Below are 21,773 nucleotides of genomic sequence, written 5' to 3'. Positions count from 1 at the left end.
CATTTCATTTATTGATAAATTGAGTTTGCAAAAAAGAGTGGACAATTTTTGTCTACTCTTAACCTTTAAAATAGTTTTTTTTAATCGATTTGAAGTTGCCTAAATTATTACTTATTCGGTAAAATGAAGTATTGCTTTCAACAGATTTCCTTCAACTACACTTCACTTGATTCAAACAAGGTGGGTACATTTCTATTCCCACAAACTCCTTGTCAATGGAAACAAACACGTACCCACAGGGTAAATGGAAATAGAAACTGATAATTTCTAGCTATCACTTCTACTCATTCCAAAAATTTTCTCACTCTGATACTTACCCACCATAAAGCAAAAAGCCTTGCAATCAAGGCTTTCATTATCCCTTTCGTTCAAAGGTTTCTAAGCTTTTACGAGCAGAGCGACACACTCAGCGGTTCGCTATCTCCGTTCTGTCTGCGTGCTAGCACTTGTCAATCACGGACAGCTATCGCATGGGCGGAAGTAAATGCTAATCTTCGTCGTTTTACTCCTTGACTAGCAAACTTACCGCCTCAACATGATGCGTTTGCGGAAATAAGTCAACCGGCTGGACTTTCTTCAACTCATATCCCAATTCTTGGTAGAGTTTGATATCACGCGCCATGGTCGCAACATTACAGGAGATATAGGCGATGCGGTCTGCTCCTGTTTGACTACTTGCCTTGATAAAGCTTTCGGTTAAGCCCTTGCGTGGAGGATCAACCAAGATAACGGTTGGCTGAATTCCATCTTTAAGCCAATTCTTCATGGCATTTTCAGCTGTATCACAGACATAGTTGGCATTTGAAATATTGTTCAGCTGAGCATTCTTTTTGCTATTCTCAACCGCTTCTGAAATCACTTCAACACCATAAACCTCTTTGACATGTTTCGCAACAGAAAGACCAATCGTTCCTATACCGGAATAGGCATCAATGACCACATCATCTTCTCTTAACTCCGCAAAGTCAATGGCTGTTTGATAAAGTTTTTCAGCCATTTCAGTATTGACTTGGTAAAAAGCAGGTCCAGCGATTTGGTAGTCATTTCCCAACATCTGGTCAGTGATAAAGTCTTGTCCATAAATGGTGCGCCATTCCTTGCCAAAAATAGCATTAGTGTTCTGGTCATTGATATTTTGCATAACAGACACAATCTCTGGAAACTGCTTGATGACTTGTTCAATCAATTGATCAACACGAAAAATTTTTGGACGAGTGGTTACCAAAATGACCATGATTTGTCCTGAGTAATGACCACGGCGGACAACGAGATTGCGAATCAAGCCAGACTGTTCCCGTTCATCATAAGGTTTCAAATCATAACGGCGGAGCAAGTCTCGTAGGGCCACTACTACCTCATCAATCATAGGATCTTGGATAAAGAAATCTTCTATAGGCATGAGATCATGCGAATTTTTACGGAAAAAGCCAGTTTCCAAGACACCATTCACTCGACGAACCGGCACCTGCGCCTTATTTCGATACTTGACTGGATTTGCCATCCCCAGCGTTTCAGCGACCTCTATATCTGTAATCCCAGCAATCTTGTAGAGACTATCCTTGACTTGCTTGGTTTTAAACTTGAGCTGCTCTGGGTAGGCAAGATGCCCCAAATCAGCGATACCTGAGCGTAGATAAGCTAGGTCAAGGTCTTGGTTACGATGCGGAGAATGTGTAAGATATTCTTCAACTTTCCCATAGCCAATCTTTTTATTGACCTTAAGGACACGCATGAGTATTTTCTCAGTTGGTAGAGCATTCTCTACAAAGAAAACCAAACCCTCTACCTTAGCAACTCCTGCCCCTTCATGGGTCAAATCAATAATTTCAACTTCTACAATATCATTTTTCTTTAACATTCTCTTCTCTTTCTATTGGCCGACAAAAAAGACGGCAACGTTACGGTTACCATCTATTATACCATGAAATTTCTTAAGAACCAAAACTCTTGAAGAAGTTAACAATGGCTTGCCAGAGAGAGCTTAGGAAATTACCGCCGTCCTCTAGCGCCTTATCAGCATCAAAGTTAAGGTTGATATTTTTAAAACTGTCGCCAGCTTGTGAAACAATACTTTGTTTAAGGTCATTCAGGGTTTTAGTGAAGTCTGCATTGCTGAGGATATCACTCTTTGAGAGATTCAAAGCAAAATTGATGATAATATTGATCTGGTTTCCTGTTATAACCTGATCAAGTTTGTAATTTTTTAAGGTATCTTCAACAATTTTACGGACATCTTCCTCTGTCAGATTTCCCTTACTTTCTTTAGCTTTGGCGAGTGCTGACTTGATATCAGCTAGGGCAACATTTAATTTATTAGCATCATAGCCAGTTTTGTCCTTGTTTTCAGCATTGATATCGGACAGAGCCTTCAGCTCTTCTTGAGCCAAGTCTTTATTCGCTTGTGGTACCTTGGCTCCATTAGCCTCTAGCGAATAGTAAATCCCTGCTAAGGCACTCTCACCTGTAACTGGAATGGGTGCTGCTACAGTGATTTTGGCGTGTTCCACACCCAAAGTTACGGCCGCATTGCGGTACATATCCTGAGTCACCTTAGTGATGTTTTCTGGTGTTTCAATCTTGACCTCAAGTGGCGACTTGTCACCTAGTTTTTGAATCTTGGCTGATGAATACAACTGCAAGCTAGAGTCATTGGCAACATTCATAATCTTAGAATAGACATCAGGTGTCATGGTCTTGAGTTCTTTGGTGTCTGTTGAGGCATTGTAGCCTAGTTTTTTAAGGGTTTGATTTTTTTGATCTTCAGACAATGATGAACCTAGGACATATTCAGGTTGGACATAGGTTTCATCGATAACTTTTTGAACATCTGTTGCTGCATGGGCGCTATTCATAGCTGTTACTGCCCACAAGACCGCAGCACTAGTCAGAAAGAGTTTCTTTCTCATAGGGATTTTCCTCCTTTACCTTTCTAGAGTAATATATCTATCTTAAAGAAAACTTATAACAAAAACACCTGGTCTAGCCAGATGTTGAAAAGAGAGTGAAACATTTGATGATGTAAAGGTTGAGTTGCACCTGTCTAGAATAATAATAGTTTCCTCCATTTACATAGAGTTCAGCACCGTGAAAAACGGAAATGGGGTGAATATAACTATAAGTCTTTCCAGTGGTATTACCAAGCAAGGGGGCAACAGTCTCACGAGAATACTGTTTAGCCAGTGCTAGGGTGTTTTCCTTGCCATTTTGGGCAATAAAATCGATATAGGCAGGTCCAAAATTATAGGCTTGAACAGCTGTCCATACGTCAACACCCTTCTTCTGCGCTAGATAGAGATTGTCTGTCAGAGTTTGAACACCTTGCCGAATGCTAGAGGCATTATCATTGATAGTGTTGGTGGAACCACTTGCAGACTCACTAGACTGCATAACATCGCCTTCTTTTCCTTTTGTTTCGGTATAAATCATAGCGAGCACAAGCTCTTCGTTTGCTGGTGTGTCTTTTTCACTCAAGATTTCTCGCACCATGGGTTGATAGGTCATGACTTGCTTGACATCTTGGTGAAGGCGGTAAGCTTTATATCCAGCAAAAAGGAAGACTGCTAGTACAAGCACTCTTCGAATTCGTTTAAACATTATTTACTTTGGATATCCTCGATATTTTTGATTAAGATAGAGTAGGTTCCATTGTCGTTTTGGATAAACTCAACAGACTCAGCGTCTTGATAGACGTTATTTGGAACGATGAGCTCAATTCCATTTGACAAGGAAAGTTTTTGGTTTTCAAATTTCTTTAATTGGCGACTGGCATCAATTTCATCAAACTGAACTGGCTCTGGTACAGCTTCTTTAACTTGGTCAATAAAGCTCAAACGAGCCGTCAGATTGTTATCAAAAAGGTCATTAGCCAATTTCTCAGGTGACAATTCATTGCTTTCTTCTAAGTTGTTGAAAATCGCTGATTTGACCTTAGATTGAAATTGAAAATCATCTGTGTTAAAAGATTCAGCAATTCTCTGGGCCGTTTTTTCCAGCTCCTTGATGGATTTCTTAGGAGAAATCTTAGGAGCGACAGCAAGAAGATTATCTGAAAAATAGTTCAAAAAAGTCCCGTTGTACTTGATTCGTTTTTCAATCAGATGGTACTTGCGACTCTGAAGATTGACCACCAAGGCTTCGTCAGCACCCGTTCCAAATCCAGGCAGGTTATTCTGAGTCAGCTTGATTGGATTATCAACTTCTCCTCCGAGGTGGGTCAAGGTCTCACGCAGGGCAATTCGTAAGAAAGCAAAATGTTCTACACCTTCTTTAGAAAATTGCACAAAAATCAAGTCATTGGTCTTTAGATTTTCGGAAACACTAAACTCCTCTTTCCAGAGATTAGCTAGTGTTACTGATGTCTCCAACAAATCGTCTGTGATGTGATTGAAGAAGGGATTTTCTTCTTCGAAAATCCCAGTCTTAGCTTCATCTGAATACACACGTTCAATTTTCTTGCGCAGGTATTCTTCGATTTTTGGAGTGATATTGAGAAACTTATCCGCTAGGAACAGCTCGGTATCATCCGGACTAAACTGATGAATAATAGCTTTCTTAATATAAATGTCCATAAAAGTTTTAGTCCTCGTATAATGGAAAGGCATCTGTCAATTCTTTAACTGCACTTCTCACTTCTTCTAAGACAGCTTCATTTTCTGCATTTTTAAGGGTTTTAATAATCAATTCAGCCACTTTGCGACTTTCTTCATCACCAAATCCACGTGCAGTAATGGCTGCTGCTCCGATACGAATCCCACTTGTCTTGAATGGTGACAAGCTTTCGTAAGGGATTGAGTTTTTATTTAGGGTAATATTGACTTTATCCAGCAAGTTTTGAGCAACTTTTCCGTTTTCTACAACCTTAGTTACATCCACTAGGAAGAGGTGGTTTTCAGTTCCGCCAGAAATGATACGGAAATCAGGGTCTTGCAAGAAGACATCCGCCATAGTCTTGCTGTTCTTGATAACATTGGCAGCATATTCCTTGAAGGCTGGATCCAAAACTTCTTTGAAGGAAACTGCCTTAGCTGCAACAACATGCTCCAAAGGACCACCCTGAATACCTGGGAAAATAGCTGAATTGATTTTCTTGGCAAGTTCTTCGTCATTGGTCAAAATCAAACCACCACGTGGTCCACGAAGGGTTTTGTGGGTCGTTGTTGTAGTAATATGAGCGTATGGTACTGGGCTTGGATGTAGACCAGCAGCAACCAAACCAGCGATATGAGCCATATCTACCATGAGCTTAGCTCCAACAGCATCAGCAATTTCACGGAATTTTGAAAAATCGATAATTTGAGAATAGGCTGAAGCACCTGCTACAATCAGTTTTGGTTTGACTTCTTTAGCTTGTTTCAAGATAGCATCAAAATCTAGGAATTCCGTTTCAGGATCCACACTATAAGAAACAAAGTTGTAGGTTTGACCAGAGAAGCTAACAGGAGCCCCATGGGTCAAGTGACCACCTGCTGCCAAATCCATTCCCATAACCGTATCACCTGGTTCAATTAAGGCCATGTAAGCCGCACAGTTGGCTTGGCTTCCTGAGTGTGGTTGGACATTGGCAAATTTTGCACCGAAAATTTCTTTTGCGCGTTCAATAGCTAGAGATTCTACCACGTCTACTACATCTGTTCCACCATAATAACGGCGTCCTGGGTAGCCTTCGGCGTATTTATTCGTCAAGATAGACCCTTGAGCTGCCATAACAGCCTTGGAAACTACGTTTTCCGAAGCAATCAACTCAATGTTGTTTTGTTGGCGTTCTTCTTCTTTGGCAATAGCATTCCAGAGATCAGCATCATATGCTTTAAAATCATCTTTGTCAAAAATCATAGGTCTTCTCCTTTATTGTGTGACTAGTCCATTAGTTTAATTTTCTTATTAGAAAAATAAACTAAAAGATGCGAATAAATCGTTTCTGCACTTTATCACAAGTATAACCAACTTTTTCATAAAATGCATGAGCACCCAGACGATGATCGGCAGAGTTTAAGCGGATAAACCCATAACCACGTCTTTTTGCTTCTTCTTCCAACCCTTGTAATAAGCTTTTACCAATACCTTGCCCTTGTGCTTGAGGTGAAACTGCTAAAGCTAAAATATTAAATCCTGCTTTAGAATAAAGTGATTCATAGACCTCAGCGTGGACATATCCACGTAAGACATGACTAGCTGCATCCTCATAGCCAAGAAGGAAATGATGGGAATCCTGAGATAGTCTAGCTAATTGACCAGCCGTTTCCTCTTGACTAAAAGAATAGTCCAAAACTTCTTGGTTAATGTCACATATAGCTTTCACATCAGTTTCTCTTAAGTCTCTTAGCATCTCATTCCTCCTCAAAAGAAATCTCTGGCAACTGAGCAAGAATATCATCTCGCTTAATCGCCCCTTGGCGTAAGATTTTCACCTTGTCTCCAGACAAATCCAAAATAGTTGAATCCTGTCCAGTTAGAAAAGAATCGTCTTCCAAACCCAGAACCTCTTGGTCAAAATCCTCTAGAATTTGAGTAAAGGTCACTCCACTTGCCTGACCTGAAATATTGGCAGACGGCCCAATCAAGGGACCTGTCTCTCGAATCAAATCAAGGGTAATGGGATGACTCGGCATCCGAAATCCAACAGTTGCAAGACCAGAATTGACCCAATAAGGAACTCTGTCATTGGCTTCGAGAATAATGGTCAAGGGACCTGGTAAAAAGGTCTCGACAAGTTTTTGTAGATAAGCTGGCTGATTCTTTGAAAAGTGCAATATGTCCTCTAGAGAGGCGATATTTAGATTGAGCGCCTTATCTCTAGGACGACGTTTGAGTTGGTATACATGATCAACTGCTTTTTCGTCTAGAGCCTTGGCAAAAAGACCGTAAACTGTCTCAGTAGGCAGAACAACAGCCCCTCCCTTTTCTAATTCTTGTCTAATCTTGTTTATCATCAACGACAACCATCCTATCTTGACCAAACTGGTCCTTGAGTGTTCGTACTCGCTTTTCAGGAAGATGTTTCCTAAAAAGTTCAGGAACACTTTGACCTTGCTTGTATCCAATTTCAAGGTAAATCTTACCACCATCCTTGAGATAGTCCTTTGCATCTTCCGAAATTCTACGGTAAATAGCTAGGCCATCCTCATCTGCAAAGAGAGCTAGATGAGGTTCTGAATGCAAAACATTCAAGCCGACCTCTGACGCATCTTCACGAGAGATATAGGGTGGATTGGATACAATTATATCATATTTTTCAGAAATTTCTGCAAAACAATCAGATTTTTTAAAAAATATATTAAGTTTTTGATTTTTAGAATTCTCAGATGCAAGATCAAGAGCCTCTTGGGAAATGTCTGCTGCGGTCACTGACCAAGCTGGTCTGTTTTTTGCTAGAGCGAGAGCAATAGCTCCACTTCCAGTCCCAATATCTAGGACCTTAAGATTTTCCTCAGAATTTTCAGCCAGGATAAGCTCAACTAATTCCTCTGTTTCTGGACGAGGGATCAATACTCGCTCATCAACTTTTAACTGCATTCCATAAAAATCTGCCTGTCCGATGATATACTGGGCTGGTTTATGGGCTGCTAACTGTTGGAAAATTCCTTTTACAAATTGTTTTTCTTCCTTGTTTACCTCTTGCTGGAGGGCAAAGACAAAATCTGTAAAAGAAAGATTTTTCAGGCTACGATAGACAAAAGAGAGGCTTTCAGCTTCCTCTCCTTGTCTTATCAACTCTTCTTCAAAATCTGAAAATAATTGAGCTAATTTCATTATTTATTTAATTCTTCTAATTTTTGTGTTTGGTCATAGAGCACCAAGGCATCCACAACTTCGTCCAATTTACCAGATAAAATCGTATCTAGTTTTTGGAGAGTCAAGCCGATACGGTGGTCTGTGACACGATTTTGTGGGAAATTATAAGTACGGATTCGTTCTGAACGGTCACCAGTACCGATTGTTGACTTGCGCTCAGCGTCTTGTTCATCCTGAGCAATTTGTGCAAAGTGGTCAGCAACACGCGCACGGATGATTTTCATGGCCTTCTCACGGTTCTTCTGCTGGGTACGTTCTTCCTGCATCTCAACCTTGATATTGGTTGGCAAGTGAACGATACGAACAGCAGTCGCAACCTTATTGACGTTCTGTCCACCAGCACCAGAGGCGTGGTAGATGTCAACACGAAGGTCTTTTGAATCAATATCGTATTCAACCTCTTCAACTTCTGGCATAACAAGGACTGTCGCTGTCGAAGTATGTACGCGACCTTGGCTTTCTGTCACAGGAACACGTTGCACACGGTGGGCACCTGATTCGTACTTAAGCTTAGAGTAAACAGACTGACCTGAAACCATGGCAACGACTTCTTTGAAACCACCGACACCGTTCATAGAAGCTTCCATAACTTCAAAGCGCCAGCCTTGGGCTTCCGCATACTTTTGGTACATAGTTAGAAGGTCTCCGGCGAAAAGTGCCGCTTCGTCACCACCAGCAGCGCCACGGATTTCAAGGATGATATTCTTGTCATCGTTTGGATCTTTAGGAAGGAGCAAAATTTTGAGTTTTTCTTCGTATTCTTCTTTTTCAGCCTTGGCATCTTTGAGCTCTTGCTTGGCCATTTCTTCCAAATCCGCATCTCCGCCTGATTCCTTAATCATCTCTTCAGCATCAACGATGTTTTGAAGGACTTGTTTGTACTCACGGTAGGCTGTTACAGTATCACGACTAGAAGCCTCTTCTTTGGAAAGATCCATGAAACGCTTGGTGTCCGAAACCACATCTGGGTCACTCAGTAACTCTCCTAATTCTTCATAACGGTCTTCTACAGCTTGTAGTTGATCATAGATGTTCATTTTTCTTCATTCTCCTTATTGATTTCAGGCGCAAAATAATGTTTACGGCAAACTGAGATATAGGTTTCATTACCACCAATCTGGATCTGCTCACCATCATAGACTGGCAGTCCATCCTGTGTACGCAACACCATAGTCGCCTTTTTCTTACAATACTGACAGATGGTCTTGATTTCGTCAATCTTGTCTGCTAAGAGCAAGAGATACTTGGAACCTTCGAACAGTTCATTGCGAAAGTCATTTTTCAAGCCAAAAGCCATGACAGGTATGTCTAACTCATCAACAACACGAGCTAGATCGTAAACATGGTGACGCTTGAGAAACTGGGCTTCATCGACCAAAACACAGTAAGGCTTTTTTTCTGGTAGGTCTCGGATATAGCCAAAGATATCCGTCGTCTCCTCAATCGCAAGAGCAGGGCGTTTCATACCGATTCGACTCGACACATAGCCAACACCGTCACGCGTATCCAGAGCCGAGGTCATAATCACAACACCTTTTCCTTGCTCCTCATAGTTATAGGCCACTTTGAGAATCTCAATCGTCTTACCAGAGTTCATGGTCCCATAACGATAATACAACTGTGCCATGTTTCTTGCTTCACGTCCATTTCTAAATTTTTGCTACATTCTAGTATATCATAATTTTCTTAAGCTTTAAACGGCAAAATGTGGTAAAATAGAAGAAATCAAAACTAGTGGAGGAAGCTATTATGCCATTTGTACGCATCGATTTATTTGAAGGACGCACGCTCGAGCAAAAGAAAGCTCTTGCTAAGGAAGTAACGGAAGCTGTTGTCCGTAACACTGGAGCACCTCAATCTGCTGTCCATATCATCATCAACGACATGCCAGAAGGAACTTACTTCCCACAAGGGGAAATGCGCACCAAATAAGCTAGCTTAAGCAGAATTGCTTAGGCTTTTTCAATCTCCAAGTAGCATCCATTGAAGAAATAGCCTAAATTTGTTACAATTTGAAAAGAGACTTGGAAAAATTTCCAAGAAAAGAGCTATTTATTAAAGGAAACATTATGATTACACGTGAATTTGATACCATCGCTGCTATCTCTACTCCACTAGGTGAAGGGGCTATTGGTATTGTCCGCCTGAGCGGAACAGAAAGTTTTGCTATTGCGCAAAAGATTTTTAAAGGGAAAGACTTGAGACAGGTTGCTAGCCACACTCTCAACTACGGTCACATTATTGATCCTCTGACTGGTAAAGTCATGGACGAGGTTATGGTTGGGGCTATGAAATCTCCAAAAACCTTCACTCGTGAGGATATTATCGAGATTAACACTCACGGTGGGATTGCGGTGACCAATGAGATTCTCCAACTAGCTATCCGTGAAGGAGCTCGATTGGCTGAACCTGGTGAATTTACCAAACGTGCCTTCCTAAATGGACGTGTGGACTTGACTCAGGCTGAGGCGGTGATGGATATCATCCGCGCCAAGACAGACAAGGCCATGAACATTGCGGTCAAACAACTTGATGGTTCCCTTTCTGACCTGATTAATAATACCCGTCAAGAAATCCTCAATACACTTGCCCAAGTTGAGGTCAATATCGACTATCCTGAATATGATGATGTTGAAGAAGCGACTACTGCTGTTGTTCGTGAGAAGACTATGGAGTTTGAGCAATTGCTAACTAATCTCCTTAGAACAGCACGTCGTGGTAAAATCCTTCGTGAAGGAATTTCCACTGCTATCATCGGCCGTCCCAACGTTGGGAAATCAAGCCTTCTCAACAACCTCTTGCGTGAGGACAAGGCTATCGTTACAGATATTGCTGGTACTACTCGAGATGTCATTGAAGAATACGTCAACATCAATGGTGTTCCTCTCAAATTGATTGATACAGCTGGTATCCGTGAAACGGATGATATCGTTGAACAAATTGGAGTTGAGCGTTCAAAAAAAGCACTTAAGGAAGCTGACTTAGTTTTACTAGTGCTAAATGCTAGTGAACCACTGACTGCTCAAGACAGACAACTTCTTGAAATTAGCCAAGATACAAACCTTATTATTCTTCTTAATAAAACTGATCTTCCTGAAGCAATTGAAGCTTCAGAACTCCCTGAAGACATTATTCGTATCTCAGTCCTTAAAAACCAAAACATCGATAAGATTGAAGAGAGAATCAACAACCTCTTCTTTGAAAATGCTGGTTTGGTTGAGCAAGATGCTACTTACTTGTCAAACGCCCGTCATATTTCCTTGATTGAGAAGGCTGTTGAAAGCCTACAAGCTGTTAATGAAGGTCTTGAACTGGGTATGCCTGTTGACTTGCTTCAAGTTGACTTGACCCGTACTTGGGAAATTCTCGGAGAAATTACTGGAGATGCTGCTCCAGATGAACTCATCACCCAACTCTTTAGCCAATTCTGTTTAGGAAAATAAGAAATCCATGATCGTTCAATCGGTCATGGATTTTATTGTCTTATTAGTAATCTGGTCTTAAGACACCTGTTACAGTTGCCTTAGTCGCTTCGTAGTCGCCATCTACGACAACCTTGATAATGCGTTTGGCATCCTCTTCTGGTGCTGGAACAAGAGGTAGACGAGTTGGGCCAGCTTCAAATCCCATATAGTTAAGAACTGCCTTAACTGGAGCAGGACTTGGATAAGAGAAGAGGGCATTAACCTTAGGAATGAATTTACGTTGAATCGCCGCGGCTTTCTTCATATCGCTTTCTGCAATGGCAGTAAACATCTCGTGCATTTCATCCCCATTTGTATGAGAGGCAACAGAAATAACCCCGTCCGCACCAAGGTTCATGGCATGGAAAGCATCTCCATCTTCACCTGTATAAATCAAGAATTCTTCAGGCTTGTGCTCAATCAAGTAAGCCATATTAGCCAAGCTAGTACATTCTTTGACACCAATGATATTTGGATGGTCAGCCAAACGAAGCATGGTTTCTGGAGTCAATTCGACAACCACACGCCCTGGAATGTTATAGATAATAATCGGTAAGTCAGAAGCATCCGCAATGGCCTTAAAGTGCTGATACATTCCTTCTTGAGAAGGTTTGTTGTAGTAAGGAACAATAGCAAGCCCAGCAGCAAAACCACCAAAGTCTGCGACTTCTTTGACAAATTCGATCGAGTCACGTGTATCATTGGTACCTACACCCGCAATCAAAGGAACGCGTCCATTGACAATCTTTTGTACAGCCGCAAAAAGTTCCAACTCCTCATCGTGCGTCAAAGTTGGACTCTCAGCAGTGGTACCTGCGAGAAGAATTCCATCAGTATGATGGCTCAATAAATGCTCAATCAAGGCTGGAATAGCGTCAAAGTTGATGGATCCATCCTCGTGAAAGGGGGTAATAAAGGCTGTGATGATTTTACACTCTTTTAAATCTTTATAAGACATGAGAAACACCTCTCTATTTCAAAGAAGGAGTTCATCTGAACTCCTAAACGATATGACTATTTTAATTCAAATTTCAATTCGGCAGTTGGACGAACCAAGCCACGTTCATGAAGAGTTTCTGCAATCTGAACTGAGTTCCAAGCAGCACCTTTAAGAAGGTTATCTGAAACAACCCACATGTGAATTCCTTTTTCGGCATCCAAGTCTTTACGGATACGACCAACAAAGGTATCACGTGAACCCACTGCATTGATGGCTTGAGGATAAATTTGATGAGCTACATCATCTTCAAGAACAGCACCTGGGAAGGCTGCGATAGCTGCTTTCACTTCTTCAATTGGAGCCACTTCTTTTGTTTCGATATAAACTGACTCAGAGTGGGCTGACAAAACAGGAATACGGACGCATGTTGCAGATACTGCAATGCTATCATCTTCCATGATTTTCTTCGTTTCCTTAGTCATCTTCATCTCTTCGTAAGTGTAATCATTATCAGTGAAAACATCGATTTGTGGAAGAGCGTTGAAGGCGATAGGGTAATGTTTCTTATCTCCACCTGAAGGCAAGATTTCCGCATGCAAACCACGTGGATTCACACCATCATTCAAAACTTCACGTAGTTCACGTTGTGTCTCAAGAATCGCTCCCATACCAGCACCTGAAACTGCTTGGTAAGTTGAAACAATGATACGGTCCAAGCCCCATTTTTGGCGAACTGGCTCAAGAGCCACCATCATTTGGATTGTTGAACAGTTAGGGCAGGCAATGATTCCGTTATGGGAATCAAGTGCATGAGCATTGACCTCTGGAACAACCAAAGGGACATCTGAATTTTGACGGAAGTAAGATGTATTATCAACTACTACCGCTCCAGCTTTAACTGCGTATGGTGCATACTTAGCTGATGTAGAACCACCTGCTGAAAAGAGAGCAATGTCAACTCCTTCAAAAGCTGTTTCAGTCGTTTCTTCAATTGTAATATCTTGATCTTTAAATTTCAAAGTCTTGCCTGCTGAACGTGCAGAAGCAAGTAAACGAATTTTATCGATTGGAAGTGTTGATTCTTCCAACATTTTTATCATCTGAGCTCCGACAGCACCTGTCGCGCCGACTACAGCAACTGTATATCCCATAAATAACCTCTTTCGGAATTTTCTAAAAATTTCTATAATAGATGTATTATACTACTTTTTCCATGAATTGCAAAGCTTTTTCATCATTTTTTGGAAAATAAAAATCCCCAGTCGCTAGACTAGGGACTAAGAGGCATCTTCATGTGATGAGCAGGTTCACACAACTCATCAAGGTCCGCTCCTGCGTTATGACCTCCTTATGCTCAATAGTAGTCCGAAGACTACCTATCGACTCATCGCGTCTATTATATTACTAGAAATAAGTGGTTTTGTCAATAAAAAATTTTTGCAGGATGACTTTTATTATACAAAAGTCAGAATTTTTTCTCGCGAGCATAAGAAAAAACTCTTGTGTTCAAGAGTTTCCCTGTAAATATCATGCTAATTGCCGGGATTGAACCGGCGACCTCATCCTTACCATGGATGCGCTCTGCCAACTGAGCTAAATCAGCTTACTTAAAAAGTATACTATAGTTAGAAAAACTTGTCAAGTTTCCTTAGAAATTTTCCATAAGAAAAAGCCAGGTAAGAGCTACCTAGCTTATCTTCTTCTATTTGCTTAAATCAATTCGACGACCAATTTTACCAATAATAATCGCGCCAATAATCAATGAGGCAAATTCACCAATTCCTGTTGTAAACCAAGTAAGGAAAAATGGTAATTCTGCTACAATATTTAACTCGGCAGCAATAGTAAACATAGAAATTGAAAAGAGGATTGAAAAGAAGAAATGATCTTTTCGAATCAATCCATTAAAGAGGTAATCTTTACTGTATTTTGCAAAAAGCCATACACCTAGACTAAGGAATACTAAGGTTGATCCACCACCAACAAAGACATCTAGCAGTCCGAAGCTAAAGAAATTAGCAATCATACAACCGATGGTAACTCCGATGATGTACTTAGGATTGTAAAAAGCCATAAAGTTCATCATTTCTGAAATGCGGAACTGATAAGCACCGTAGCTAATGGCATTTAGGGGCGGTGTGACAGTCAAAACGACATAGATAGCAGCAACGATTGCAATATCTGCAACATCACGAATAGTTAATTTTTTCATCTTTTCTCCTTTGGCGGTTTCCCGCGTGTAATATGCTTGGTGAAAGAAGCTAAGCACCAAGGGTTGATTCAATCAACCTTACTAGTATAGCACAATAGACTGCTTTATGCTATACTAAAAATATGAAAAAACGTATTCAAAGTCTCTTGAAAAATGAGCTTTTACTCTATCTCTTTTTTGGTATAGCTACTACTCTTATAGCTATCCTATCCAGATTAGTCATTTATCAACTAACTCATAGAGAACTCCTTGCTACTGGACTCGCAAATAGTATCGGTATTCTGTTTGCATTTATTACAAATGATACAATTGTATTCAAGCAAGCTAGGCAGAATTGGTCAATCCGTTTAATGAAATTTACTCTAGCACGTCTTTCTACTTTTCTTTTAGACTTGTTTTTAACTTTTCTCTTTGTAACTCAGTTTCCTAATATTATCGGACAATTTGTAAGTTATAATATTAATAAGGTGAATAGTATTGAAACAGTTATTGCACAATTCTTAATAATTATCCTCAATTACATTTTTAGTAAGGTATTTATTTTTAAAAAATAAGAAAAATTTTAAACATATAGCTTGCAAGAACTTCTTAATTAATATATAATAAAGTGTAAAAATTTTTTAAAAGGAAATTATGAAAATGTTAAAAGATCTTAAAGCATTTTTGCTTCGTGGTAACGTTGTTGACCTTGCTGTCGGTGTAATCATTGCTACTGCTTTTGGTGCAATCGTTACATCACTTGTTAACGATATCATCACCCCACTTATTTTGAATCCAGCCTTGGAAGCTGCGAAAGTACAAAACATCGCTGAGCTTGCTTGGAATGGTGTTACATATGGTAAATTCTTGAGTGCTGTTATCAACTTCCTAGTTATCGGTACTGTTCTCTTCTTCGTTATCAAAGGAATTGAAAAAGCTCAAAGCCTTACTAAGAAAGAAGAAGCTGCTGAGGAAGCTCCAGCTGGTCCAACTGAGTTGGAAGTACTTCAAGAGATCAAAGCTCTTCTTGAGAAAAAATAATCAATTAAAAGGATCTAGCACAAAGCTAAATCCTTTTTTCTTTACTCTTTTGGTAACTTACCTGCTTTTTCAAGCATTTTCTTAATAAGATAAGGCATCTTAACATTTTCCCGACCTTTTTTCTCAATCAGTTTTTTCACAAATTCCGGCATTTGTAAATCTTGAGATTCGGCCAAGATATTTTTAGTTTCATCCGAAGGAACTAACTCATCAAAGGTTTCTTCTTCTGGGAGAAATTCCTTAAATTCTTGATGTTCATTGGCTCTGACTGTATTGACCAAGGCATCAATCAAACGAGAATCTGTATTTGGCATTGGTGGACGATGATAGTTCACCCCAAATTCCTGACACAAGTCATAACATTCCACATCGTTGTCAAACAAGACTTCAATATGCTCGCTGATGAAGCTGATAGGAACAAAAATATAATGGTCTGGATGTTCTTTCTGCTCTCTAAGATACTCCAAGACATCTGGCTTAATCCATGGAATCCCAATATCACTTTCACTTTGCCAAGTGTTAGTATATTGCTCGGAACTCAAACCCAGCTTTTCAGCGACTAGCTTGCTATTTTCAAAAATTTGGTCGATATAAGGGTCTCCAAAATCCAAGGCAAAAATTGGTACACTATGAGCTGAAAAGATGACTTTAAAGCTATCCTGCTTTACTTCTTCTTTTAAAATCTTATCAATTTCATCTGCCCAATAGTTTAAGAGCGCTTCTTCTTGATACCAGTCCTTGATAACTAAAAATTGAATTTGTTTGCTTTCTAAAAATTTCTCGTATCCCATGACAGAGTAAAAAGAATAATGGGGCTCCAAAATCAGGCAAATACACTGTTCAATGCCGTCTGCTTCCATCTGACCAATCACATCTGGAATAAAAGGTCTGGAAAACTTATTAGCAAAATAAACACTATACTCATTCCCCAACCTAGCTTCTACCAAGGCAACCTCTTCTCGAGTAATTTTTTGCAGAGGCGTCCCTCCAATTAGTACATAATTATCATAGAGAGTTTGAATCTCGTGGTCTTGAGGTCTCACTCCACGACGAATATTTGTGAAAAAATCAGCCACACCTTCAAAGGTAATCTCTTCTGGCGAACCGAAAGTCATCATTAAAATTGCTTTTTTCATAATCGCTTCCTTGTGATATTTTTATCAAGTTTATTTTATCATTTATCCATTAATAAGTAAACGCCAACATAGCGAATTTCCCAAACTTCTGTTTTTTGTTTTTCTCTCTTTTCTATGATACAATGGAAAAAATGAATTCAAAAGGAGTTTTTTATGACTTACCCCAATCTCTTGGATCGCTTCTTAACCTACGTTAAGGTCAACACGCGCTCTGATGAACACTCTACTACTACTCCAAGTACGCAGAGTCAGGTAGATTTTGCTACAAATGTTCTTATTCCTGAAATGAAACGTGTTGGATTGCAAAATGTTTATTATCTACCAAATGGTTTTGCAATTGGAACCTTGCCAGCCAATGATCCATCTTTAACACGTAAGATTGGCTTTATATCTCACATGGATACTGCTGATTTTAATGCCGAAGGAGTCAATCCACAGGTAATTGAAAACTACGATGGTGGTGTGATTGAACTAGGAAATTCTGGTTTCAAACTCGATCCAGCTGACTTCAAGAGTCTTGAGAAATATCCAGGCCAAACGCTCATCACAACAGATGGAACAACCTTGCTAGGTGCTGATGACAAGTCAGGAATTGCTGAGATTATGACTGCCATTGAATATCTGACTGCTCATCCTGAAATTAAGCACTGTGAGATTCGTGTTGGCTTTGGTCCAGATGAAGAAATCGGTGTTGGTGCTAATAAATTTGATGCAGAAGATTTTGATGTTGATTTTGCCTACACAGTTGATGGTGGGCCACTAGGTGAGCTTCAGTACGAGACTTTTTCAGCAGCTGGGGCTGAATTGCATTTCCAAGGACGCAATGTCCACCCTGGTACAGCAAAAGGGCAAATGGTCAACGCCCTTCAGTTAGCAATTGATTTTCATAATCAACTTCCAGAGAATGACCGACCTGAGTTAACAGAAGGTTACCAAGGCTTCTACCACCTAATGGATGTGACAGGTAGTGTCGAGGAGGCGCGTGCAAGCTACATCATTCGTTATTTTGAAAAAGATGCCTTTGAAGCTCGTAAAGCAGCAATACAGTCTATCGCTGATAAGATGAATCAAGAACTTGGTAGCGACCGTGTCACCCTAAACTTGACAGACCAGTACTACAATATGAAAGAAGTCATTGAAAAAGATATGACTCCAATTACCATTGCTAAAGCCGTTATGGAAGATTTAGGTATCACTCCTATAATCGAACCAATCCGTGGAGGGACAGACGGCTCTAAAATTTCCTTTATGGGAATCCCTACTCCCAATATCTTTGCGGGTGGTGAAAATATGCACGGACGTTTTGAATACGTCAGCCTTCAGACTATGGAACGTGCAGTTGATACCATCATTGGTATCGTAGCTTATAGAGACTAAAAAAGACGAGGTAGCTCAGCTACCTCGCCTTTCTTTTTATTCTGCTGGTTTTTCTTGATTTCCAGTACTTGTTGTAGATTCTGTTGTTTCCTTTTCTGAAGTTGATTCATCTGGTTTAGAATCTGTTGCCTTGCTCGGTTTGTTTTCGTCGATGGCAGTTTCACTGTTAGATTCTGTAGTTGCGTTAGGTTGGTTTTCAGCACTTGTCTTATCACCATTTGATTCAGCATTTGTTGATGGAGTTGTTTCTTCACTTGCACTTGATTTTGACTTGATTTCTTGATTCAAGACCAGAATAGCTTTTGTCAATTCAAGTAAAGCGGCTTTATCCTTACTCTTAGCAGAAAGTTGATCTAGTAATGCATCCACCTTATCAAAGTCGGCATCAGAACCCTTATTGTTTTCTAAGTATGCGTGAAGTGACATGAGGATATCGTAAAGTTTTTGATAGAGTACAAGTGTCTGAGGATCTTGCTCTGCATTTTCCTTCTCTTGTTGAAGGGCGCTAGCGATACGAGTCAAGACATCTTTTACCTGGCTGTTTACTTCATCCAAGTCTGCATCAGCCTTGTTTGTGGCAGCTTTGAGATTTTCTACTTCTTCTGCCAAGGATTGTCTGATTCCTTCTTCTTGGATTTGTTCCAAGAGTTGAGTTGCCTTGCTTAAAAGACTTTCTACTTCTTCCTTGCTGACATGATTTACATGCTCTTCAGGCATAAAGTCTCCGTACAATTCTTTCAAGAAGCCATAAATAGCTGTCTTGGCAGTTTGATTATCAACTTTCTCAGTATCTAGAACTGTTTGAGTCGATTTAGCAGTAGTTGGTTGAGCTTTCAAAGCTTCTTCCACTTCTTGTTTTGCCTGATAGATGTTTGGGAATAATTTGTTCAATTCCGCTGCCTTTAGGAAGGATTGAGATTGATACAAGGTCCAAGTCAACTGAGCGACTTTGTTTCGAAGTTCATCACTCAAACGACCGTCATTTACGTGTTCATAGAAATACTTGATGTATTCTACAGTTGTAACACCTGTTCGATCATTAAAGTCTTGAAGAGCTTGAAGTTGTGATTCAACCGCTACTAAAGCAGCCTCATCTTTAGCCAATTTAGCTTCTTGGAGTCGAACGAGAAGGTCTTTCTTAGGAAGTCCATAAGAGTCTGTATCCAGTGTGTTAATTTTATCAATCAAGGCTTGATATTTCTTATCTAGAGTGCTTGTTTCAACAGGTTTGACACTTTCATCAATATGGATATATTGCTTATCAAAGAGATCCAGTGTTGCAAGATAACCTGCTGTAGAGTTAGTTGCCAGTTTCTTCATGTTTTCAGTAAACTGACCTAAAGCTAATTCAATCTGTCTTTGTTCGATAGGCTTGTCTTTGTAGATGCTTCTGCTATCAGCTAAAAGTTGATCTACTTTTGCCAAAACTTCCTTCTCATCAAAAGCTCCAGGTTGATAGTTGGATTGGAGAGCTGGAATTTTGTTTTTCAAAGCTACTTCATAGTCCTTAGTTTGAACCTTGATGTAGTGATTGTGGTCGCCATGAGGAATCACAAAACTACCATTTTCTACCTGCAAGCTATATGGAGACACACCATCTCGCAAAGCAGTGGTATAGAGTTCATTTAGGAAATCAAGTTCTGGATTGCCAGTTTGTAGCGGAAGACGCACATGTTCCTTACGAACAGCATATGGATGGATATGAGTTGGATCGTAGGCTTGGTCTGGATTTCCAAAGACAAAGAATCCGTTTGAAATTCTAATCGCTTCAAGTGGAACTCCGTATGTTTTAGAAATATAAGCAATCTTTTCTTCATCGCTAGCATCTCTTGAGAAAGACTCTACCGTTTTAGCAAGAGGTTTTACAGGCTCCGCATCATGATGTGTTTTCAAATGATCCTGAGCTGCCTTAATTTGCTCTGCTGTCAAATCTTTCTTGAAGAAGTAATGATTGTGGTCACCATGACTCATGACAAAGCCTTGTTCATCCTCACTGATGACACGATTAGCATCAAAACCGTGATCATGGTCTTTATCATGTTTGTGGCCATGATTATCGTTATCGTGTTCATCATCATGGGCTGGGCTTGGTGTTACTGTCGTTTTACCTCTCAAATGATCCTGCGCGGCCTTAATTTGGTCAGCTGTCAAATCTTTCTTGAAGAAGTAATGATTATGGTCTCCGTGACTCATGACAAAGCCTGCCGCATCTTCACTGATGACACGATTAGCATCAAAACCGTGATCATGGTCTTCATCATGTTTGTGGCCATGATTATCGTTATCGTGTTCATCATCATGGGCTGGGCTTGGTGTTACTGTCGTTTTACCTCTCAAATGATCCTGCGCGGCCTTGATTTGTTCTGGTGTTAGATCCTTCTTAAAGAAGTAATGATTATGGTCTCCGTGAGTCATGACAAATCCTGCCGCATCTTCACTGATGACTCTATCTGCATCAAAACCATGATTATGCTCCTCATCACGATGGTTCCCATGATTATCGTTATCGTGTTCATCATCATGTGCTGGACTTGGTACTGATGGCGTTTTACTTTTCAGATGATTTTGGGCGGCCTTAATTTGCTCTGCTGTCAAATCTTTCTTGAAAAAGTAATGATTGTGATCACCGTGTGACATGACAAAGCCTTGATCATCCTCACTGATGACACGATTGGCATCAAAACCATGATCATGGTCTTCATCATGATGGTTCCCATGATTATCTTTATCGTGTTCATCATCATGTGCTGGACTTGGTGTTACTGGCGTCTTACCTCTTAAATGATCTTGAGCCGACTTAATTTGCTCTGCTGTCAAATCTTTCTTAAAGAAGTAATGATTATGATCACCGTGTGACATGACAAAGCCTTGATCATCCTCACTGATGACACGATTAGCATCAAAACCGTGATCATGGTCTTCATCATGATGAGCGTCATGTCCATGTTCTTCATGCTTATGTGCCTGACTTCCATGATCACCGTCTTTCTCATGATGATGGTTTTGCTGAGTAGGTTTTTCTGCTGGTTTGCTTGGATTCTCCAATGGTGTTGGTTTCTCACTGTCACTAGTTAGAGGAATCATTCTCGCAATCTTTTCTTCTAATGCAGAAAGCTTTGTATATGGGATGAAATGATAGTGATTTCCATGAGGAATCGCTACACCACTCGGTGTCCTGCTTGAAATCTTAGCAGGGTCAAAAGTCAAACCATCCGATTCAGTATATCGTTGAGTACTTGGAAGAGCATAAAGCTGCTGTAATAGACTTTGAAGACTCTCGGATTTATTAGTTGGTATTTCAGCCTGTTGAATAGGCTTGGTAGTTTGACCAGTCCCATTTGTACTTGAACGATAGTCAGTCACACTAGGCTGATTTCTAGTTCCAGAGAGATAGGCTTGAGCTGCAGCCAATTCACTAGCAGACAAGGAACTCTTTGGAATGTAGTGGTAATGTCCACCGTGAGGGACGATATAAGCATCCCCAGTATCCTCTATAATATCAGATGCATTAAAGATGTAGCCATCATCAGTAGTATAGCGACCTTGAGATTGAGCAAGCGCCACTGCACTATTAGATGTTGGTGCATCGTGAGTATGACCTTGTTTTTGGCGTTCAATTTCGTCCTTCGAACGAACGTTATCCGCATGTGCCACATCCTTAAGGTAAACATAGTATTTCCCGTCTACCTTAATCACATAACCACCCTTAATTTCATTAACAATATCTGAATCCTTCAACTGATAATTTGAATCTTTCATCAGCAGTTCTTCACTAATGATAGCATCATAAGGAACCTTGCCATTATAGTAATGATAATGGTCTCCATGAGAAG

At 40.2% G+C, this 21,773-nt stretch carries 20 protein-coding genes, 1 tRNA gene and 1 riboswitch; of the genes, 5 read left to right on the top strand and 16 right to left on the bottom strand.

What is annotated here, in order from left to right:
• Positions 1-502: 502 nt before the first annotated feature.
• From rlmD to CBI42_RS07750, 10 genes are all read right to left on the bottom strand, one after another.
• On the bottom strand, positions 503-1,858 hold the full coding sequence (gene rlmD, locus CBI42_RS07795; protein WP_094753680.1) for a 23S rRNA (uracil(1939)-C(5))-methyltransferase RlmD: 1,356 nt from the start codon (positions 1,856-1,858) through the stop codon (positions 503-505).
• A 73-nt stretch (positions 1,859-1,931) separates the two neighbouring features.
• A complete protein-coding gene (locus CBI42_RS07790; RefSeq protein ID WP_084888044.1) occupies positions 1,932-2,906 on the bottom strand; it encodes a DUF1002 domain-containing protein in 975 nt (324 codons plus the stop codon).
• Between the two features lie 73 nt (positions 2,907-2,979).
• Positions 2,980-3,594 carry a cell wall hydrolase Pmp23 gene (pmp23, locus tag CBI42_RS07785; RefSeq protein WP_094753679.1) on the bottom strand — a complete coding sequence of 205 codons (615 nt, stop codon included), beginning with the start codon at positions 3,592-3,594 and terminating at the stop codon, positions 2,980-2,982.
• Entirely contained in the window at positions 3,594-4,568 is a 975-nt protein-coding gene (locus tag CBI42_RS07780; protein WP_179211381.1) for a nucleoid-associated protein, read from the bottom strand. The genes pmp23 and CBI42_RS07780 overlap by 1 nt, the downstream gene beginning before the upstream one ends.
• 7 nt (positions 4,569-4,575) lie before the next feature.
• Entirely contained in the window at positions 4,576-5,832 is a 1,257-nt protein-coding gene (gene glyA / locus CBI42_RS07775; protein WP_094753677.1) for a serine hydroxymethyltransferase, read from the bottom strand.
• A 61-nt stretch (positions 5,833-5,893) separates the two neighbouring features.
• Complete coding sequence (locus CBI42_RS07770; protein ID WP_094753676.1) at positions 5,894-6,325, bottom strand: GNAT family N-acetyltransferase; 432 nt, start codon at positions 6,323-6,325, stop codon at positions 5,894-5,896.
• Position 6,326: 1 nt separating this feature from the next.
• On the bottom strand, positions 6,327-6,929 hold the full coding sequence (locus CBI42_RS07765) for an L-threonylcarbamoyladenylate synthase (protein ID WP_179211380.1): 603 nt from the start codon (positions 6,927-6,929) through the stop codon (positions 6,327-6,329).
• Positions 6,913-7,749 carry a peptide chain release factor N(5)-glutamine methyltransferase gene (gene prmC, locus CBI42_RS07760; protein WP_094753674.1) on the bottom strand — a complete coding sequence of 279 codons (837 nt, stop codon included), beginning with the start codon at positions 7,747-7,749 and terminating at the stop codon, positions 6,913-6,915. The genes CBI42_RS07765 and prmC overlap by 17 nt, the downstream gene beginning before the upstream one ends.
• Positions 7,749-8,828, bottom strand: coding sequence for a peptide chain release factor 1 (gene prfA, locus CBI42_RS07755; RefSeq protein WP_094753673.1), 1,080 nt, complete (start codon positions 8,826-8,828; stop codon positions 7,749-7,751). The genes prmC and prfA overlap by 1 nt, the downstream gene beginning before the upstream one ends.
• Positions 8,825-9,418, bottom strand: a complete 594-nt coding sequence (locus tag CBI42_RS07750; protein WP_094753672.1) for a thymidine kinase — start codon at positions 9,416-9,418, stop codon at positions 8,825-8,827. Before CBI42_RS07750 ends, prfA begins: the two co-directional genes overlap by 4 nt.
• 122 nt (positions 9,419-9,540) lie before the next feature.
• Here CBI42_RS07750 and CBI42_RS07745 point away from each other — a divergent pair, with 122 nt between their 5' ends.
• Positions 9,541-9,723, top strand: coding sequence for a 4-oxalocrotonate tautomerase (locus tag CBI42_RS07745; protein WP_049509325.1), 183 nt, complete (start codon positions 9,541-9,543; stop codon positions 9,721-9,723).
• A gap of 137 nt (positions 9,724-9,860) precedes the next feature.
• Positions 9,861-11,234, top strand: a complete 1,374-nt coding sequence (gene mnmE, locus CBI42_RS07740; protein WP_094753671.1) for a tRNA uridine-5-carboxymethylaminomethyl(34) synthesis GTPase MnmE — start codon at positions 9,861-9,863, stop codon at positions 11,232-11,234.
• 43 nt (positions 11,235-11,277) lie between these two features.
• On the opposite strand, the gene dapA is transcribed toward mnmE, so the two are convergent.
• From dapA to CBI42_RS07720, 4 genes are all read right to left on the bottom strand, one after another.
• Positions 11,278-12,213 carry a 4-hydroxy-tetrahydrodipicolinate synthase gene (dapA, locus tag CBI42_RS07735; RefSeq protein ID WP_094753670.1) on the bottom strand — a complete coding sequence of 312 codons (936 nt, stop codon included), beginning with the start codon at positions 12,211-12,213 and terminating at the stop codon, positions 11,278-11,280.
• Positions 12,214-12,269: 56 nt separating this feature from the next.
• Complete coding sequence (locus CBI42_RS07730; RefSeq protein ID WP_094753669.1) at positions 12,270-13,346, bottom strand: aspartate-semialdehyde dehydrogenase; 1,077 nt, start codon at positions 13,344-13,346, stop codon at positions 12,270-12,272.
• A gap of 379 nt (positions 13,347-13,725) precedes the next feature.
• A tRNA-Thr gene (locus CBI42_RS07725) sits at positions 13,726-13,798 on the bottom strand.
• 99 nt (positions 13,799-13,897) lie between these two features.
• Positions 13,898-14,407, bottom strand: coding sequence for a QueT transporter family protein (locus tag CBI42_RS07720; protein ID WP_000737071.1), 510 nt, complete (start codon positions 14,405-14,407; stop codon positions 13,898-13,900).
• Positions 14,405-14,501: riboswitch (PreQ1 riboswitch) on the bottom strand. Its footprint overlaps the gene before it by 3 nt.
• A 28-nt stretch (positions 14,502-14,529) precedes the next feature.
• Here CBI42_RS07720 and CBI42_RS07715 point away from each other — a divergent pair.
• Entirely contained in the window at positions 14,530-14,961 is a 432-nt protein-coding gene (locus tag CBI42_RS07715; protein WP_094753668.1) for a GtrA family protein, read from the top strand.
• An 85-nt stretch (positions 14,962-15,046) separates the two neighbouring features.
• Entirely contained in the window at positions 15,047-15,427 is a 381-nt protein-coding gene (gene mscL / locus CBI42_RS07710; protein ID WP_000910205.1) for a large conductance mechanosensitive channel protein MscL, read from the top strand.
• A 41-nt stretch (positions 15,428-15,468) separates the two neighbouring features.
• Here the strand turns inward: mscL and hemH are convergent, their stop codons facing one another.
• On the bottom strand, positions 15,469-16,563 hold the full coding sequence (gene hemH / locus CBI42_RS07705; RefSeq protein ID WP_094753667.1) for a ferrochelatase: 1,095 nt from the start codon (positions 16,561-16,563) through the stop codon (positions 15,469-15,471).
• Between the two features lie 153 nt (positions 16,564-16,716).
• Between hemH and pepT the strand changes: the two genes are divergently transcribed.
• Complete coding sequence (gene pepT, locus CBI42_RS07700; RefSeq protein WP_094753666.1) at positions 16,717-17,940, top strand: peptidase T; 1,224 nt, start codon at positions 16,717-16,719, stop codon at positions 17,938-17,940.
• 36 nt (positions 17,941-17,976) lie between these two features.
• On the opposite strand, the gene CBI42_RS12800 is transcribed toward pepT, so the two are convergent.
• On the bottom strand, positions 17,977-21,720 hold the full coding sequence (locus CBI42_RS12800; protein ID WP_441348928.1) for a pneumococcal-type histidine triad protein: 3,744 nt from the start codon (positions 21,718-21,720) through the stop codon (positions 17,977-17,979).
• Between the last annotated feature and the right edge of the window lie 53 nt (positions 21,721-21,773).

Source organism: Streptococcus sp. KR (assembly GCF_002238115.1).
Taxonomy (GTDB): domain Bacteria; phylum Bacillota; class Bacilli; order Lactobacillales; family Streptococcaceae; genus Streptococcus.
Note: the sequence above shows the minus strand (reverse complement) of the source record. Positions and strands in the feature narration are given on the sequence as shown.

What these genes read in the sequence shown, in the direction of transcription:
- CBI42_RS07790 (WP_084888044.1), bottom strand. Translation starts at nt 2,906, where the DNA reads ATGAGAAAGAAACTCTTTCTGACTAGTGCTGCGGTCTTGTGGGCAGTA.
- glyA (WP_094753677.1), bottom strand. Translation starts at nt 5,832, where the DNA reads ATGATTTTTGACAAAGATGATTTTAAAGCATATGATGCTGATCTCTGG.
- prmC (WP_094753674.1), bottom strand. Translation starts at nt 7,749, where the DNA reads ATGAAATTAGCTCAATTATTTTCAGATTTTGAAGAAGAGTTGATAAGA.
- pmp23 (WP_094753679.1), bottom strand. Translation starts at nt 3,594, where the DNA reads ATGTTTAAACGAATTCGAAGAGTGCTTGTACTAGCAGTCTTCCTTTTT.
- pepT (WP_094753666.1), top strand. Translation starts at nt 16,717, where the DNA reads ATGACTTACCCCAATCTCTTGGATCGCTTCTTAACCTACGTTAAGGTC.
- CBI42_RS07780 (WP_179211381.1), bottom strand. Translation starts at nt 4,568, where the DNA reads ATGGACATTTATATTAAGAAAGCTATTATTCATCAGTTTAGTCCGGAT.
- CBI42_RS07730 (WP_094753669.1), bottom strand. Translation starts at nt 13,346, where the DNA reads ATGGGATATACAGTTGCTGTAGTCGGCGCGACAGGTGCTGTCGGAGCT.
- hemH (WP_094753667.1), bottom strand. Translation starts at nt 16,563, where the DNA reads ATGAAAAAAGCAATTTTAATGATGACTTTCGGTTCGCCAGAAGAGATT.
- CBI42_RS07720 (WP_000737071.1), bottom strand. Translation starts at nt 14,407, where the DNA reads ATGAAAAAATTAACTATTCGTGATGTTGCAGATATTGCAATCGTTGCT.
- mnmE (WP_094753671.1), top strand. Translation starts at nt 9,861, where the DNA reads ATGATTACACGTGAATTTGATACCATCGCTGCTATCTCTACTCCACTA.
- CBI42_RS07745 (WP_049509325.1), top strand. Translation starts at nt 9,541, where the DNA reads ATGCCATTTGTACGCATCGATTTATTTGAAGGACGCACGCTCGAGCAA.
- CBI42_RS07765 (WP_179211380.1), bottom strand. Translation starts at nt 6,929, where the DNA reads ATGATAAACAAGATTAGACAAGAATTAGAAAAGGGAGGGGCTGTTGTT.
- mscL (WP_000910205.1), top strand. Translation starts at nt 15,047, where the DNA reads ATGTTAAAAGATCTTAAAGCATTTTTGCTTCGTGGTAACGTTGTTGAC.
- CBI42_RS07715 (WP_094753668.1), top strand. Translation starts at nt 14,530, where the DNA reads ATGAAAAAACGTATTCAAAGTCTCTTGAAAAATGAGCTTTTACTCTAT.
- rlmD (WP_094753680.1), bottom strand. Translation starts at nt 1,858, where the DNA reads ATGTTAAAGAAAAATGATATTGTAGAAGTTGAAATTATTGATTTGACC.
- CBI42_RS07750 (WP_094753672.1), bottom strand. Translation starts at nt 9,418, where the DNA reads ATGGCACAGTTGTATTATCGTTATGGGACCATGAACTCTGGTAAGACG.
- prfA (WP_094753673.1), bottom strand. Translation starts at nt 8,828, where the DNA reads ATGAACATCTATGATCAACTACAAGCTGTAGAAGACCGTTATGAAGAA.
- CBI42_RS07770 (WP_094753676.1), bottom strand. Translation starts at nt 6,325, where the DNA reads ATGCTAAGAGACTTAAGAGAAACTGATGTGAAAGCTATATGTGACATT.
- dapA (WP_094753670.1), bottom strand. Translation starts at nt 12,213, where the DNA reads ATGTCTTATAAAGATTTAAAAGAGTGTAAAATCATCACAGCCTTTATT.